Source organism: Mycobacteriales bacterium, assembly GCA_030697205.1.
GTDB lineage: Bacteria > Actinomycetota > Actinomycetes > Mycobacteriales > SCTD01 > JAUYQP01.
The window spans coordinates 45,884-59,638 of the sequence record JAUYQP010000041.1 but is presented as its reverse complement, the minus strand read 5'-3'; the positions used below and the strand labels follow the sequence as shown (position 1 = coordinate 59,638).

Genomic DNA, 13,755 nt, shown 5'->3' with positions numbered 1-13,755 from the left:
CGCCCCTACAGCGCCGTGGGTCCCGGATGTGTCACACCCTGCTCCTCGAGGACCTGTGCCAAGCGCGCCAGCCCGCGTGATGTCGCCATCCGCACCGCCCCCGCGCGCTTGCCCAGGACCTTCGCGGCGGCAGGTGCGTCGAGGCCCACGACGACGCGCAGCAGCACCGCCTCGGCCTGGTCGGCGGGCAGCGTGGCGATGAGCGCCAGCGCGCGCCGCGTCGCGATCGCCTGCTCGGCGTCCTCCGCCGCGTCGGTCACCTGTCCCTCCGGGAGCAGCGACGGGTCCCATGCGTCGCTGGGGCGCCGGCCACGGGCCCGCAGGTGGTCCAACGCGCGGTGGCGGCCGATCCCGACGACCCATCCCCGGAAGTCGTCGGCGTCACCGCGGAAGCGGCCGAGGTCCCGCGTCACCTGCAGCCACGTCTCCGACGCGACGTCGGGAGCCTCGTCGCCGACCCGTGCGGTGAGGAAGCGCAGCAGCCGGGGCGCGACGTCGGCGTAGAGCAGCTCGAAGGCGCGGACGTCTCCGCCGCGCGCCTTCGTCACCGCCTCGTCGAGCTCCACGTCACCCACTGTCCTCGGCACCGGGTCAGGCGCACTGGAGATAGCGTCGGACCGTGGCCAGGGAGCAGGAGTACGACGGGGTGCGACGCGCGCTCGACGCGCAGTGGGGCCGGCTGCTCGCTGCCCTGCCGGGCCTCGACCCCGCCGCCGACAGCAGGGTCGCGGGCTGGACCGTCCGCGAGGTCGAGGCGCACCTCACCGCGACCACGGCGGGGCTCGCGACCCTGCTGGAGCAGCCCGCGCCGGGGTCGCCGCCGACCGGCGTCACCCAGTGGGCGGCCGCGCTGCCCGGTCTCGCGGCGCTGGTCGACGAGCAGGCCCGCGCGACCTCGCCCGACCTCGCGGGCGCCGTGGCCGCAGCGCGAGAAGCCCTCGACGGGCAGCCCCCGACCCGGCTGGTGCAGCAGCGCACCGGTACCCACACCCTGCTCGACGCGCTGCGCTTCCGGCTGGTGGAGGGCGTCGTGCACGGCCTCGACCTCGGGGTGGAGGCCGACCCGGTCGCCAAGCGCTACGCCGTCAAGCTCCTCGTCGAGGTGCTCCAGGAGCGCGCGCCGGGACACGCGGTCGAGCTGCGGATCCCGCCGTACACCGCGGTGCAGGTCGTCGAGGGCCAGCCCGGTCAGAACCGTCACACGCGCGGCACCCCGCCGAACACCGTCGAGGTCGACCCCGTCGCCTGGCTCGACCTCGCGACCGGCCGGACGACCTGGGGCGCCGCCGTCCGCAACGGCAGCGCGCGGGTGCGCGGCGACCGGGCGGACCTGTCCGAATGGCTGCCTCTGCTGACCTAGACCTAGTGTGTGACGCCCGTCACCCTCCCGAGAGGTGTCCACGTTGAAGGAGCTCGTCTGGCACCGGCAGCTGCTGCCGGCCATCAGCCGCAACGCGTCCCGACCGTTCGTCACCGACACGGGCGCGGGGACCGAGACCACCTACGGCGAGCACGGCAGCCGGGTGCTGCGGCTCGCCTCGGCGATGCGCAAGGAGCTCGGGCTGACCGCCGAGGACCGCTTCGGGGTGCTGAGCCTCAACAGCGCGAGGGTCGAGGAGCTCTATCACGCGGGCCTGCTGGGTGCGGGTGTCGTCAACCCGCTGAACCTGCGCTTCGCACCGCGCGAGCTCGTCCACGTGCTGTCCGACAGCGCCTGCAAGGTGGTCTTCGTCGACGCGCTCTTCGCACCGGTCATCGACGGCATCCGCGAGGCCGCCAGGATCCAGACCGTGGTGCTCATGGGCGAGGGCGACGTGCCCCACGACGTGTCCTTCGAGGATCTCGTCGTCTCCGGCGAGGAGATCGCGCTGCCCGAGCCGGAGGAGGACGCGCCGGCGCTGCTGATGTACACCGGCGGCACCACCGGTCTGCCCAAGGGTGTGCTGCTCGACCAGCGCGCGATCGTGCTCACGAACTACCACATCCAGATGACCGTGCGGATCGACCCCGACGAGGTCTACCTCGCGCAGGTCCCGATGTTCCACGCCGCGTCGATGGGCGCGATCCTCACCGTCCCCGTCGTCGGCGCGCGCCTCGTGACGGTGCCGTTCTTCGACCCGGGCGCCGTGCTCGCGGCGATGACCGAGCACCGGCCGACCAACACGATCATGGTCCCGACGATGATTGCGATGACCTTCGCCCACCCGGCGTACGACGCTGCCGCTCTGTCGTCGCTGCGGCGGATGACCTACGGCGCCTCGCCCATGCCGCGGCCGGTGCTCGACCGGCTGCGCCGGGATGCACCGGAGCTCGAGCTGTTCCAGGGCTACGGCATGACCGAGAGCGCGGCGCTGGTCAGCGTCCTGCTGCCGGCCGACCACGACCGTGAGGACAAGGTCGGCTCGGCCGGTCGGGCCGTCGCGGGCACCGTCATCACGGTGCAGGACGAGCACGGCACCGTCCTGCCGACCGGTCAGGTCGGCGAGGTCTGCGTGCGCGGCGGGCAGCTCATGCGGGAGTACTGGCGCCGGCCGGAGGAGACCGCCGCGGCGTTCCGCGACGGCTGGTACCACTCCGGCGACGCGGGCTACCTCGACGACGAGGGCTACCTCTTCCTGGTCGACAGGACCAAGGACATGATCGTGACGGGTGGCGAGAACGTCTACTCCACCGAGGTCGAGCAGGCCGTCGCCTCCCACCCGGCGGTCGCCCAGGTCGCCGTGGTCGGTGTACCCGACGACGTCTGGGGCGAGGCCGTCCACGCGATCGTCGTGCTGCACCCGGGTGGGGAGGTCACCGGAGAGGAGCTCGTCGCGCACGCCAAGGAGCTCATCGCGGGCTACAAGGTGCCGAAGGCCGTGACCTTCCGCGAGGAGCCGCTGCCGTTGTCGGGCGCGATGAAGGTCCTCAAGCGCGAGCTGCGCGCACCCTTCTGGGAAGGCCGTGAGCGGGCCGTCAACTGACGGTCCGGTCGCCGGGCGGGCCGTCGGTCACGAGCCGGCGCAGGACACCAGCCGCAGCGTGCGGTCGCCGGTGACGATGACCTCCGCGCCGGTGCGCGCGCGCCAGTCGGCGAGCTCCTCCGCGAGGTCGTCGCGCGCGGTCTGGCTCTCCATCACGACCGCGACGACCGTGCAGGTCTCGTCGCCGTCGGTGAAGGTCGCGTAGCGGTCGCCGTCCCAGCCCAGGTGCGGGCCGTCCTGCGTCGGGTCGGCCGGCACCAGCAGCGAGAGCCCGGCCGCGCCGAGCACACCCTGGTCCACCCGCTTCCCGCTGCTCGTCGGCGTCTCGACCTCGACCGGCTCGAGGTCCTCACCGTCGGGCTCGAGCACCTGCTCGGTGGTCGTCGGCGGCGTCTCGAAGGCCGCGTCGAGCCGGGCCTGACCGCCGCTCTTGAGCAGCGCCTCGACGTAGGGCTGGCCCGCGAAGTAGGGGAAGCCGAGTAGCAGGTCGACGATGCCGGGCTCGCGGTCGGAGCCCGCGAAGCGGCGCTGCTCCTCCGCGTCGATCGCTGCCTGCACGTCCCCGGGACGCGAGTCGTAGTAGGCCGTCTCGACCCGGGTGGCGTCGCCCTCGACCAGTGACTGGAAGCCGCTGAAGCGCTCGTCGTCGGCGTCGCGTAGGTCCGGCCGGTCGAGGTCGAAGCGCTGGTCCTGCAGGGCGTGGACGAGCTCGTGGACGAGCACCATCTCGACGTAGGGGTCGATGCTGCTGCCCCGGACGAACAGCTCGTCGCTCTCCTGGTCGTAGAAGCCGACGACCCCGTCACCGAGGGCCTCGTCGACGACCGCGTCGAGGTCGTCGTCGGGGTCCAGCAGGCCGAGCGCCGTCAGGGTGGCCCCGGCGTCGCCCTCCTCCTCGTCGTCCTCGACCTCGCTGCCGCCGCCGTAGAGCGCGTCGAGGAAGCGCTCGTCGTCGAGGACCCGCGCGTCGACCGGCTCGGTGAAGGCCAGACCGCGCTCCTGCTCGACGTAGGCGACGAGGTCGGGCAGCCGGCGCTCGAGCTCGGCCTGCGCTGCGGTCAGGTCGACCGTCTCCTCCTCGGCGAGGCGCACGACGGCGAGGCTGCTGCTGGCGAAGAGCACGAGCAGGCCGGCGATCGCGACGACGAGCACGTCGGTCGTGAGCCACGACCAGGTGCGGGTCCCGGTGTGCGCCTCCCCGGTGGGTGCGCCCCACGACGTCGCCGGTCGGTCGGGTGCGGCCCACGGGTCGGGCGTCGGTGCGGTCACCCCTCCATCGTCGCTGCTCACGCGCCCGGACGCGCGACGGCCCGGCACCGGGAGGGGGTCCGGTGCCGGGCCGCGGCGGTGATCCGCTACGTCAGCAGGACCGGCGTGCTCGCGTAGCGCTCCTCCATCGCCATGTCCTGCAGCACGACGTAGTAGGTGCCGGCCACACCGGTGACCGGGGTGTCGATGTGGGAGTTGCCGTTGCCGACGCCGTTGGTCGTGAGGGTTCCCGTCGGGGTGCACATACCGTCCTGCGCGAGGAAGACCATGAAGGTCTCGTTGGGGTCGGCCTTCTTCAGCGACACCTCGCCCACCACCTTGGTCACCGCACCCACCTTGCCGGGTGCGTTGAGAATCGCGAAGCCGAAGGCGTCGCCGGTGTCGGCGTCCTCGCTGCCCGCCTCCTCGCACTGCTCCTCGACCTCGGTCGTGACGGCGGACAGGGCCCGCTTCTGGGCGCCCTGGCCATCCGGCGTGCCGGCGAGGGTGGACGACATGCCGGTGACGGCAAGGGCCAGGACCGAGGCGCTGATGAGGACTCGCGTCACGTGCTCTCCTTGTGAGGGGGGATCTGCGTGGCTGGGAGCGCGGCATCGGTGCCGCACCACGACCGTTCGGGATTCGACAGAGCCGCCGCGCGACCTCTCCGCGATGTCCGTTTCTGGCGCGGGCGACAGGGGGGTCTGGCAACGGCGACAGGGCCTGTGATCCCCGTCTCGCAGCGGTCTCAAACGCGGTTCGCAGCAGCTTCGTACGAAGAGCGGCGAGGCAGCCCCGGTGCGGCCCGCCGCTACACTCTGGCCGCAGGCTTCCCCACCCTCCCGATCGCCCGAGGAGCCCCCGCGTGCCCGCAGCACACGGCCCTGTCGACACCCTCGACGAGACGCTCTACGAGCCCGAGCGACCGGTCGGCGAGGAGTGCGGCGTCTTCGGCGTGTGGGCTCCCGGCGAGGACGTCGCGAAGCTCACCTACTACGGCCTCTACGCGCTGCAGCACCGCGGCCAGGAGGCCGCCGGCATGGCGGTCAGCGACGGCGCCGCCGTGCTGGTCTACAAGGAGCTCGGCCTGGTCGCGCAGGTCTTCGACGAGGCCACCCTCGGCAGCCTCAAGGGCCACCTCGCCATCGGCCACTGCCGCTACTCCACCACCGGGTCCTGCACCTGGGAGAACGCCCAGCCGAGCTTCCGCACCCTGCCCACCGGCGGGTCGCTGGCGCTGGGCCACAACGGCAACCTCACCAACACCACCGACCTGGCCCGCCGGGTCCGCGAGTTGGGCCGCGCGCAGGACGCGATGGGCGCCACCAACGACAGCGACCTCATCACCGCGCTGCTCGCCTCCTGCTCCGACCGCTCGCCCGAGGCGGCCGCGATGGAGGTGCTGCCGACCCTGGTCGGGGCGTTCTCGCTGGTCTTCATGGACGAGCACACGCTCTACGCCGCCCGCGACCGCCACGGCGTGCGCCCCCTGGTGCTCGGCCGGCTCGAGCGCGGCTGGGTCGTGGCGTCGGAGACCGCGGCGCTCGACATCGTGGGTGCGTCCTTCGTCCGCGAGGTCGAGCCGGGCGAGCTGCTCGTCATCGACGAGCACGGCGTGCGCACCCAGCGCTTCGCCGAGGCGACCCCCAAGGGCTGCCTGTTCGAGTACGTCTACCTCGCCCGTCCTGACACCACGATCGCCGGCCGCTCGGTCTACGAGACCCGCGTAGAGGTGGGCCGAGTGCTGGCGCGCGAGGCGCCCGTCATCGCCGACCTGGTCATCCCGGTGCCGGAGTCCGGCACGCCCGCGGCCATCGGCTACGCCGAGGAGTCCGGCATCCCCTACTCCATGGGCCTGGTGAAGAACGCCTACGTCGGGCGGACCTTCATCCAGCCGTCGCAGACCATCCGCCAGCTCGGCATCCGGCTCAAGCTCAACCCGCTGCGCGAGGTCATCAAGGGCAAGAAGCTCGTCGTCGTCGACGACTCGATCGTGCGCGGAAACACCCAGCGCGCGCTCGTGCGGATGCTGCGCGAGGCCGGCGCCGCCGAGGTGCACGTCCGCATCTCGAGCCCGCCGGTCACCGACCCGTGCTTCTACGGCATCGACTTCGCGAGCAAGGCCGAGCTCGTGGCGAGCGGCCTGTCCGTCGACGAGATCCGCGCGTCGATCGGCTCCGACTCGCTCGCCTTCGTGACGCTCGAGGGCCTCACCGAGGCGAGCACCCGCCCGGCCGACACCCTGTGCCGGGCCTGCTTCACCGGCGACTACCCGATCCCCCTGCCGCACAGCGACATCATCGGCAACAAGCACCTGCTCGAGGGCCTCGACCGCACCGTGCGGGCCGACCACGAGCACCTCAACGACGGGACCACCGTGACCCATAACGGCATCGCGCCGGCCGACCCCCTCGATGCCCTCCTCCCCGGTGTCGGCGCGGAGGACGCGGTGCGCCGCCCGTGACCGCCTCCTACGCCGGAGCCGGCGTCGACATCGAGGCCGGCGACCGCGCCGTCGAGCTCATGAAGTCCAAGGTCGCCCGCGCGACCCGCCCCGAGGTGATCGGCGGCCTCGGCGGCTTCGCCGGGCTCTTCGAGCTCGACCTCGCTAAGTGGAAGCGCCCGCTGCTCGCGTCCTCGACCGACGGCGTCGGCACCAAGCTCGCGATCGCGCAGGCGATGGACAAGCACGACACCGTCGGCATCGACCTCGTCGGCATGGTCGTCGACGACCTCGTCGTCTGCGGTGCCGAGCCGCTGTTCATGCAGGACTACATCGCGGTCGGCCGGGTCGTGCCGGAGCGGGTCGCCGAGATCGTCGGAGGCATCGCCGAGGGCTGCCGGCTCGCCGGCTGCGCGCTCGTGGGCGGCGAGACCGCCGAGCACCCCGGCATGATGGCCGACGACCACTACGACATCGCCGGCACCGGGGTCGGTGTCGTCGAGGCCGACCAGGTCCTGGGCGCCGAGCGGATCCAGGCCGGCGACGTCGTCGTCGCGATGGCCTCGAGCGGCCTGCACAGCAACGGCTTCTCGCTTGTCCGCCACGTCCTCCTGCAGGGCGCGCGGATGCGGCTCGACGGCGTCGTCGACGAGCTGTCCGCCCCGCTCGGCGAGGCGCTGCTCGTACCGACCCGCATCTACGCCAAGGACTGCCTCGCGCTCATCGAGGAGACCGGTGTGCGGGCCTTCTCCCACATCACCGGTGGCGGGCTCGCGGCCAATCTCTCCCGTGTCCTGCCCGAGCACCTGACCGCCGTCGTGGACCGCACCACCTGGGCGGTCCCGCCGGTCTTCCAGCTGGTCCAGCAGCGCGGCCGCGTCGAGCAGGTCGAGATGGAGCGCACCTTCAACATGGGCGTCGGCATGGTCGCCGTCCTGCCGCCCGAGGACGTCGACCGGGCCCTCGCCCTGCTCACGGCCCGCCACGTCGAGGCGTGGGTCGCAGGCACCATCACCGACGAGCCCACCGGCGCCGCGCGCCTCGTCGGCGAGCACTCCCGCTGACCTGGGCCTGACGCCCAGGTCGTACGACGCACGACCCGGACAGGACGGTGTCGTCGTACGCAGGGCCGTCTCCGGACATGACGGAGGGCGGACCCGCGGGTCCGCCCTCCGTCACCGTCGCGTCAGCGCGCGGCGGGCTCGTCCTCGTCGTCCTCGTCGTCCTCGTCGGAGGCGTACGGGTCGGCGTAGTCGTCACCGTCGTCGGTGTCGTCGCTGGTGCTCGACGGGACGCTGGCGAACCCGCCCGCCTCGAGCTCGCGCTTGAGACGGTCGGGGTCGAGCGAGCCGGTGTTGTACTTCAGCTCGCGAGCGACCTTCGTCTGCTTGGCCTTCGCACGGCCGCGGCCCATAGGGCTCGACCCCCTCGCTCACGACAGGGGCGAGCAGCGCCCCGGACTCGGTTGGACCCGCAGCGGGCACCGCCCGCAGATCTTCCGGGTGGTGCTCGTGGGGGCAAGGCTACAGGAGCGGCGGCGCTCGCACGCGGCGGGGTGCCGAGCCTCACCTGGAGATGACCCAGAGGTGACGATGCCCTCGCCCGATCGCCCGCGCGAGCGGGACGTACCAGGACGAACCAGCGCGAGCCCGACGACACGCGGGACGGATTGCGGACACCGAGCAGGAACCGCGCTCCGAGGGGCGAACTCCCCAGGTGACCGATCAGCTCGGAGTCCCCCAGCAACCCCGACCGGGCACCACGACCAGCCATTCAGGAGCACTCATGCGCAGCCGTTCCGCCCTCGCCGTCTCGCTCGTCGGCATCGTCGCCGCGGGGTCGCTCGCTCCCGCGCTCGCCGCGCCGAAGAAGCCCGCTCCGATCAAGAAGACCTACACCGCGACGGCTCCCGTGCCGGACCCGACGCCGATCAGCGGAGAGACCGGTGGCAACTGCTCGCCGACGCTCGACCAGGCCAAGCACGAGGCGCCGTTCGCGATCCCCTACGCCGGGACGCTCAAGGTCGACCTCAACGGCTTCCAGGGCGACTGGGCGCTCGCCGTCCTCGACGCCAAGGGCGCCAAGATCGCCGATCACGACAACGACCTCGGGACGGCCATCGACGAGCCGTCCACGATCACCATCAAGCTCAAGAAGAAGACCACCGTCACGATCCGCGCGTGCAACTTCGCCGGTGGCCCGACCGCGACGGTCACCCTCCTCTACACGGCCAAGTAGTCCGTCCCCCAACTCCCCGAGAGGCCAGCCATGCACCGCCGTACCGCTCTTCTCGTCGCACCGCTCGTGCTTGCGGGCCTGGCAGCGGCGCCCGCTCTCGCGGCGCCCAAGCCCAAGCCGATCTCCAAGACCTACACGGCGACGGCGCTGCCGGACCCGACGTCGAACAACGTGGGCGAGGCGTGTGAGCCGCAGGTCAACCCGCTCGCGATCCACAGCGAGGCCTTCAAGGTCCCCGCCGCCGGAACCCTCGTCGTCAAGCTGGCCAACCAGCTCGACTGGCTCGTCGCCATCCGTCAGAACGGCGCCGTCGTGGCCTCGGCCGACGGCGCGAGCCCGGAGGTCGTCGAGTCGGTGTCGGTGAAGTTCAAGAAGGCCACCACGATCAGCATCGACACCTGCAACTTCGCCGGTGAGCCCTCGATCCAGGTCAGCTACACCTTCACCTACAAGTAGCCCATTCCGTCCGAGGCCGGCCGTCGCGAGAGGGCCAGCCTCTGATGTACCCGTCACCGCCCGCGAGCCCGATCGTTGTCTGCACTGACGAACCCAGCGCCTCGACGTCGAGGACACCCACCCCCCTCCGAGAGGCCAGCCATGCTCCGTCGTACCGCCCTGCTCGTCGCCCCGCTCGCCCTCGTCGGGCTCGCGGCCGCGCCGTCGATCGCCGCTCCCAAGCAGGTCAAGAAGTCCTACACCGCCACGGCGCCGGTCCCGGACGTCACCTTCGGCTGTGACGGGACGATCCCGATGAGCGTCCACGACGAGCCTTTCACCGCCCCGGCGGCCGGCAAGCTCGTCGTGAAGATGGTCGGCGGTGACCTCGACTGGGACCTCTACCTGTGGTCGCCCGAGCGTGACGAGCTGGCCAAGGACTTCACCCTCGCCAACAGCGTGGCCTCGCTCACGCTGAAGATGACCAAGGGCCAGAAGATCCTCATCACCGCCTGCAACGTCGGCGCCGTCGGCGACGCCGCCATGTCCTACACCTTCACCTACGCCAAGTGAGCCTCCACATGAACCGTCGTCTCGCCCTCGTGTTCGTCCCGGCCGTCGCCCTCGGCGTCGCGGCAGCACCGTCCTTCGCCGCGCCGAAGAAGCCCGCTCCGATCACCAAGACCTTCTCGGCGACCGCCACCCCCGACCCGACGCCCAACGTGACCGGTGCCTGCACCCAGGACGTGCCGGGTGGCGAGTTCGTCGAGCCGTTCACGGCGCCTGCGGCCGGCACGCTGAAGGTGGAGCTCACCGGCTTCCAGGGTGACTGGGACCTCTGCGTGCTCGACGCGAGCGGAAGCGTCATCGGCTCCTCGACGGGCTTCATCGAGGCGACCACCGAGGTCGTGCAGATCAAGCTCAAGAAGAAGACGGCGCTGCAGATCGTCGCGCAGAACGGCATCGGTGGCCCGACGGCCGCCGGCAAGTACACCTTCACCTACAAGTAGGTCGACGCACACGGTCTCGAGGCCGGCACTCCGGGGGGAGTGCCGGACTCGTCCCGTGTCTGGGGTCGCGCCCGTCAGGGCAGCAGGACCGAGCGCAGCCGGCCGACGTCGGCCATCCGGCGCTCCGCGAGCCGGTCCGCCGCGACCGCCGGCGGGACGCCGTCGGCGTCGGCGAGGCGGAAGACCTCGAGCGTCGTGTCGTAGATCCGGGCCGCCCCGGCCTTGGCCCGGTCGAAGTCGAAGACCGCGTGCAGCGCCTCGTCGCCGACCTGCACGACACCGCCGGCGTTGGCGACGTAGTCCGGGGCGTAGAGCACCCCGCGGTCGGCCAGCGCCTTCTCGATGCCGGGGTGGGCGAGCTGGTTGTTGGCCGCACCGCAGACGACCCGGGCCTGCAGGGCGGGCACGAGCTCGTCGGTCACCGAGGAGCCGAGGGCGCAGGGCGCGTAGACGTCGACGTCGAGCGTCGGCAGCGCGTCCACGGCGGCGACCTCGATGTCGGGGGACAGCGCCTGGGCGCGCTCGAGCGCGGCCTCGCTGACGTCGGAGACGACGACGCGGGCGCCGTCGGCGAGCAGGTGCTCGACGAGGTGGAACCCGACCTTGCCGACGCCCTCGACCGCGACCCGACGGCCGTGCAGGGTCGGCGCGCCCCAGGTGTGCTCGGCGGCCGCGCGCATCGCCTGGAAGACACCGAAGGCGGTGAGGACCGCGCTGTCGCCGGCGCCGCCCTGCTCGGGGGAGCGGCCGGTCGCGAAGCGGGTCTCGCGCGCGACGACGTCCATGTCCCGCACGTAGGTGCCGACGTCGCAGGCCGTGTAGTAGCGGCCACCGAGGGACTCGACGAAGCGGCCGAAGGCGCGCAGCAGCGCCTCGGTCTTGTCGCGGCTCGGGTCACCGAGGATGACCGCCTTGCCGCCGCCGAGGTCGAGCCCGGCGCAGGCGGCCTTGTAGGCCATCGCCTTCGACAGCTTGAGCACGTCGTCGAGCGCGGCGTCCTCGGAGGCGTAGGGGTAGAAGCGGGTCCCACCGAGGGCCGGGCCCAGCGCAGTGGAGTAGATCGCGATGATCGCCTTCAGGCCGCTCGCGCGGTCCTGGCAGAAGACCACCTGCTCGTGACCTGCGTCCTTGAGGTGGTCGGTGCGGTCGAACACGCCCATGTCGGGGCTCCTGAGGATGGTGGTGGCGCGCCCTCGTGAGGCCCGTCGGTCGGTGCGGGGGAGGTGTGCCCCGCGCTCACCAGGCTAGTCGCGGTGCAGGTGTGTGAGGATCGCTTCCGTGTTCACGGCCAGCCTGCGCGTCTACGAGCCGCTGGCTGCGTTCGACGGTGAGGAGCGCGAGCGCTGGCAGCGGCTCGCGGCGTCGGGCGAGGCCCGCAGCCGGGCCGAGAGCGCCCTGCTCGAGCACGAGGCCGGAGTCCGTGCGGTGGCCGCCGTGGTGCCGCGCTGCATCCCCGACGCCCCCGACAGCGCGTGGGTCCTGGAGCTCGACGGGGTCATGCTGGTCTGCCCGTGGCGGGTCCGCGAGCGGTCGTGGGAGGCGCTCGTCGACTTCCGCGAGGGGCTGCCCGAGGAGCTCGCCGACGCCTTCGTCCCCCGGGCCGTCGCCGACCAGGCCGAGCTTGCCGTGGAGGAGTGGCGCACCGCGCAGCCCGACGCCAAGAGCCACGTCCTCACCTGCACCTGGCAGGTGCCGCTGCGGTGGTTCGTCCTCGTCGAGGCCGACGAGCGGACCGTCTCGCTCGGCGAGGGCGCGGTCCGCACCGGCCGCGAGCTGGTCTACCGCACCGCGATGTCGCGAGCCCGTCGCCGCACGGCCCGGGCGCTCGCCGTCCTGCGTCGCACCGTCGACGACGGCGCCGTGACGCAGGGCGTGGAGGACCTCGCCCGCTGGCTCGAGGAGTTCCACCCGCGCTCGGTCGTCGAGCTCGACTACGGCGGCCTGGTGCACCTGCTCGACGACGCCGAGCTCCAGCAGGACGAGTCGGCCCGTGACGTGACCGACGCGCTGGCCGCCCTCACGGCTGGGCACCCCGAACGGGCGGCAGCGGCGTACTCCCGGGTCACGGCACGGATGAAGGCCCTACAGGCCGTCGAGACGGCCAACTGACTAGTCATTCCACTAGTCACAAGATGGTCCCGATGGGCCATAGCGAGCAAAGCGGACATCGCGCACTCTCTACTCAGCGGCCACGACGGACGCGACGCGAGAGGACCCCCGACATGAGCACCCGTACCCCCGACGCTGAGGCCCTGCTGACCCCGGCCGAGGTCGCCACGATGTTCCGTGTCGACCCCAAGACCGTCACCCGTTGGGCCAAGAGCGGCAAGCTCACCTCGATCCGCACCCTCGGTGGCCACCGCCGCTACCGCGAGGCCGAGGTGCGTGCCCTGCTCGCGGGCATCCCGCAGCCGCGCCCCGCTGGTCAGTAGCCCCACCCCTCGACCTCCGGGTCCGGTCCCCCTGTCCGGATCCTGAGCCTCCCGAAGGCGCGGCACCTCGCCCACCCCCAGAGGGCGCTGCGCGCGCGGGACCCCAACGGCGCTTCACCTCATCCCCCCGAGGTGGAGCGCCGTTCGGCGTCCTGGGGCAGGTACGACGAGAGCCGCCCCATGGCTCGGGGCGGCTCTTGCGGTGCGCGTGCTGTGTGGTTGTGGTCAGGGACGGGATCGAACCGCCGACCCCACGCTTTTCAGGCGTGTGCTCTACCAGCTGAGCTACCTGACCGGGCTGGTGCTGCTCTTGTGTCGCTTCTTGTGTCGTGCCGTGTGTGGTGCTGTGGCGACCCCGACGGGACTCGAACCCGCGACCTCCGCCGTGACAGGGCGGCGCGCTAACCAACTGCGCTACGGGGCCTGAGGACTTCCAGGCCTTCTTGCAATGTGCTGGTGGAACCGTGCCCCCAACGGGATTCGAACCCGCGTAGCCACCTTGAAAGGGTGGAGTCCTGGGCCGCTAGACGATGGGGACGGACCCGCCGGAGCAGGGCGTCTCCGCCGTCTGACCGTCAGGGACCGGGAAAGCATAGCGGAACCCCGGCGGGTGCTCTCAGGCGTTGCCTCAGGGGCTGTCGAGAACGTGGTGGCGCACAGAACCTGGCGCGGTTGTCCGATACCCCGACAGGTGAGCCCTGGGCGAGGGACACGCGGCGATACCCTGTCACGAGGGTCGCTAGCTCAATTGGCAGAGTCGCGGGCTTTTACCCCGTTCGTTCTGGGTTCGAGTCCCAGGCGGCCCACCTCGGCCAGTTGTGTCGGACCCTGCGCCAACTGCCACCGACGGCAGACGACCGAGCGCGGAGGTCACTGGCGGCAAGCCGTGCACGAGCAGCTCGCCGCGCAGGCACGGGTACAGGGTCTGGCGCGCTTGTCGAGGGTGCTGCAGGGCTGAGCAGCGAGGCGTGGCGTTGACTGGCGTG

At 72.0% G+C, this 13,755-nt stretch carries 15 protein-coding genes and 4 tRNA genes; 11 read left to right on the top strand and 8 right to left on the bottom strand.

Translation table 11 applies throughout. From position 1 onward, the window contains the following. Window positions 1–5: 5 nt before the first annotated feature. Complete coding sequence (locus Q8R60_12850) at window positions 6–566, bottom strand: RNA polymerase sigma factor (protein ID MDP3713356.1); 561 nt, start codon at window positions 564–566, stop codon at window positions 6–8. 53 nt (window positions 567–619) lie between these two features. On the opposite strand from Q8R60_12850, the gene Q8R60_12845 reads away from it, so the two are divergent. Together Q8R60_12845 and Q8R60_12840 are read left to right on the top strand one after the other, a co-directional pair. Continuing rightward, window positions 620–1,360 carry a sterol carrier family protein gene (locus Q8R60_12845; protein MDP3713355.1) on the top strand — a complete coding sequence of 247 codons (741 nt, stop codon included), beginning with the start codon at window positions 620–622 and terminating at the stop codon, window positions 1,358–1,360. 34 nt (window positions 1,361–1,394) lie between these two features. Continuing rightward, complete coding sequence (locus Q8R60_12840) at window positions 1,395–2,963, top strand: AMP-binding protein (GenBank protein ID MDP3713354.1); 1,569 nt, start codon at window positions 1,395–1,397, stop codon at window positions 2,961–2,963. A 27-nt stretch (window positions 2,964–2,990) separates the two neighbouring features. Here Q8R60_12840 and Q8R60_12835 read toward each other — a convergent pair whose 3' ends face one another. Together Q8R60_12835 and Q8R60_12830 are read right to left on the bottom strand one after the other, a co-directional pair. Further along, complete coding sequence (locus tag Q8R60_12835) at window positions 2,991–4,232, bottom strand: hypothetical protein (protein ID MDP3713353.1); 1,242 nt, start codon at window positions 4,230–4,232, stop codon at window positions 2,991–2,993. An 86-nt stretch (window positions 4,233–4,318) separates the two neighbouring features. After that, entirely contained in the window at window positions 4,319–4,780 is a 462-nt protein-coding gene (locus Q8R60_12830; GenBank protein ID MDP3713352.1) for a hypothetical protein, read from the bottom strand. Window positions 4,781–5,076: 296 nt separating this feature from the next. Between Q8R60_12830 and purF the strand changes: the two genes are divergently transcribed. Next, window positions 5,077–6,675, top strand: coding sequence for an amidophosphoribosyltransferase (gene purF, locus Q8R60_12825; GenBank protein ID MDP3713351.1), 1,599 nt, complete (start codon window positions 5,077–5,079; stop codon window positions 6,673–6,675). Then, window positions 6,672–7,718, top strand: coding sequence for a phosphoribosylformylglycinamidine cyclo-ligase (gene purM / locus Q8R60_12820; GenBank protein ID MDP3713350.1), 1,047 nt, complete (start codon window positions 6,672–6,674; stop codon window positions 7,716–7,718). The genes purF and purM overlap by 4 nt, the downstream gene beginning before the upstream one ends. A 122-nt stretch (window positions 7,719–7,840) precedes the next feature. Here purM and Q8R60_12815 read toward each other — a convergent pair whose 3' ends face one another. Then, the gene (locus tag Q8R60_12815; GenBank protein ID MDP3713349.1) at window positions 7,841–8,068 is read right to left on the bottom strand and encodes a DUF3073 domain-containing protein; all 228 of its coding nucleotides are present in this window, start codon (window positions 8,066–8,068) and stop codon (window positions 7,841–7,843) included. Between the two features lie 371 nt (window positions 8,069–8,439). On the opposite strand from Q8R60_12815, the gene Q8R60_12810 reads away from it, so the two are divergent. The 4 genes from Q8R60_12810 to Q8R60_12795 all read left to right on the top strand — a co-directional run bounded on the left by Q8R60_12810 (window position 8,440) and on the right by Q8R60_12795 (window position 10,337). Then, a complete protein-coding gene (locus tag Q8R60_12810; protein MDP3713348.1) occupies window positions 8,440–8,892 on the top strand; it encodes a hypothetical protein in 453 nt (150 codons plus the stop codon). A 30-nt stretch (window positions 8,893–8,922) separates the two neighbouring features. Beyond that, window positions 8,923–9,348, top strand: a complete 426-nt coding sequence (locus tag Q8R60_12805) for a hypothetical protein (protein MDP3713347.1) — start codon at window positions 8,923–8,925, stop codon at window positions 9,346–9,348. 141 nt (window positions 9,349–9,489) lie between these two features. Then, window positions 9,490–9,900: a hypothetical protein gene (locus Q8R60_12800; protein MDP3713346.1), complete on the top strand. Its 411-nt coding sequence runs from the start codon at window positions 9,490–9,492 to the stop codon at window positions 9,898–9,900. An 8-nt stretch (window positions 9,901–9,908) separates the two neighbouring features. Further along, window positions 9,909–10,337: a hypothetical protein gene (locus Q8R60_12795; protein MDP3713345.1), complete on the top strand. Its 429-nt coding sequence runs from the start codon at window positions 9,909–9,911 to the stop codon at window positions 10,335–10,337. A gap of 74 nt (window positions 10,338–10,411) precedes the next feature. Here the strand turns inward: Q8R60_12795 and Q8R60_12790 are convergent, their stop codons facing one another. Continuing rightward, window positions 10,412–11,497, bottom strand: a complete 1,086-nt coding sequence (locus tag Q8R60_12790; protein MDP3713344.1) for a Glu/Leu/Phe/Val dehydrogenase dimerization domain-containing protein — start codon at window positions 11,495–11,497, stop codon at window positions 10,412–10,414. Window positions 11,498–11,615: 118 nt separating this feature from the next. Between Q8R60_12790 and Q8R60_12785 the strand changes: the two genes are divergently transcribed. Further along, window positions 11,616–12,446, top strand: a complete 831-nt coding sequence (locus tag Q8R60_12785; protein ID MDP3713343.1) for a hypothetical protein — start codon at window positions 11,616–11,618, stop codon at window positions 12,444–12,446. Window positions 12,447–12,559: 113 nt separating this feature from the next. Then, complete coding sequence (bldC, locus tag Q8R60_12780) at window positions 12,560–12,769, top strand: developmental transcriptional regulator BldC (GenBank protein MDP3713342.1); 210 nt, start codon at window positions 12,560–12,562, stop codon at window positions 12,767–12,769. Between the two features lie 222 nt (window positions 12,770–12,991). On the opposite strand, the gene Q8R60_12775 is transcribed toward bldC, so the two are convergent. The 3 genes from Q8R60_12775 to Q8R60_12765 form a co-directional block, all read right to left on the bottom strand. After that, window positions 12,992–13,064: transfer RNA gene (locus Q8R60_12775), tRNA-Phe, on the bottom strand. A gap of 52 nt (window positions 13,065–13,116) precedes the next feature. After that, window positions 13,117–13,193 (bottom strand) — tRNA-Asp (locus Q8R60_12770). 41 nt (window positions 13,194–13,234) lie between these two features. After that, window positions 13,235–13,307 (bottom strand) — tRNA-Glu (locus Q8R60_12765). Window positions 13,308–13,502: 195 nt separating this feature from the next. On the opposite strand from Q8R60_12765, the gene Q8R60_12760 reads away from it, so the two are divergent. After that, window positions 13,503–13,575 (top strand) — tRNA-Lys (locus Q8R60_12760). Window positions 13,576–13,755 lie beyond the last annotated feature (180 nt).

Bases quoted from the DNA above. Each gene is read 5' to 3' on its own strand.
- Q8R60_12790 (MDP3713344.1), bottom strand. From the start codon at position 11,497: ATGGGCGTGTTCGACCGCACCGACCACCTCAAGGACGCAGGTCACGAG.
- Q8R60_12795 (MDP3713345.1), top strand. From the start codon at position 9,909: ATGAACCGTCGTCTCGCCCTCGTGTTCGTCCCGGCCGTCGCCCTCGGC.
- bldC (MDP3713342.1), top strand. From the start codon at position 12,560: ATGAGCACCCGTACCCCCGACGCTGAGGCCCTGCTGACCCCGGCCGAG.
- Q8R60_12810 (MDP3713348.1), top strand. From the start codon at position 8,440: ATGCGCAGCCGTTCCGCCCTCGCCGTCTCGCTCGTCGGCATCGTCGCC.
- Q8R60_12800 (MDP3713346.1), top strand. From the start codon at position 9,490: ATGCTCCGTCGTACCGCCCTGCTCGTCGCCCCGCTCGCCCTCGTCGGG.
- Q8R60_12815 (MDP3713349.1), bottom strand. From the start codon at position 8,068: ATGGGCCGCGGCCGTGCGAAGGCCAAGCAGACGAAGGTCGCTCGCGAG.
- Q8R60_12805 (MDP3713347.1), top strand. From the start codon at position 8,923: ATGCACCGCCGTACCGCTCTTCTCGTCGCACCGCTCGTGCTTGCGGGC.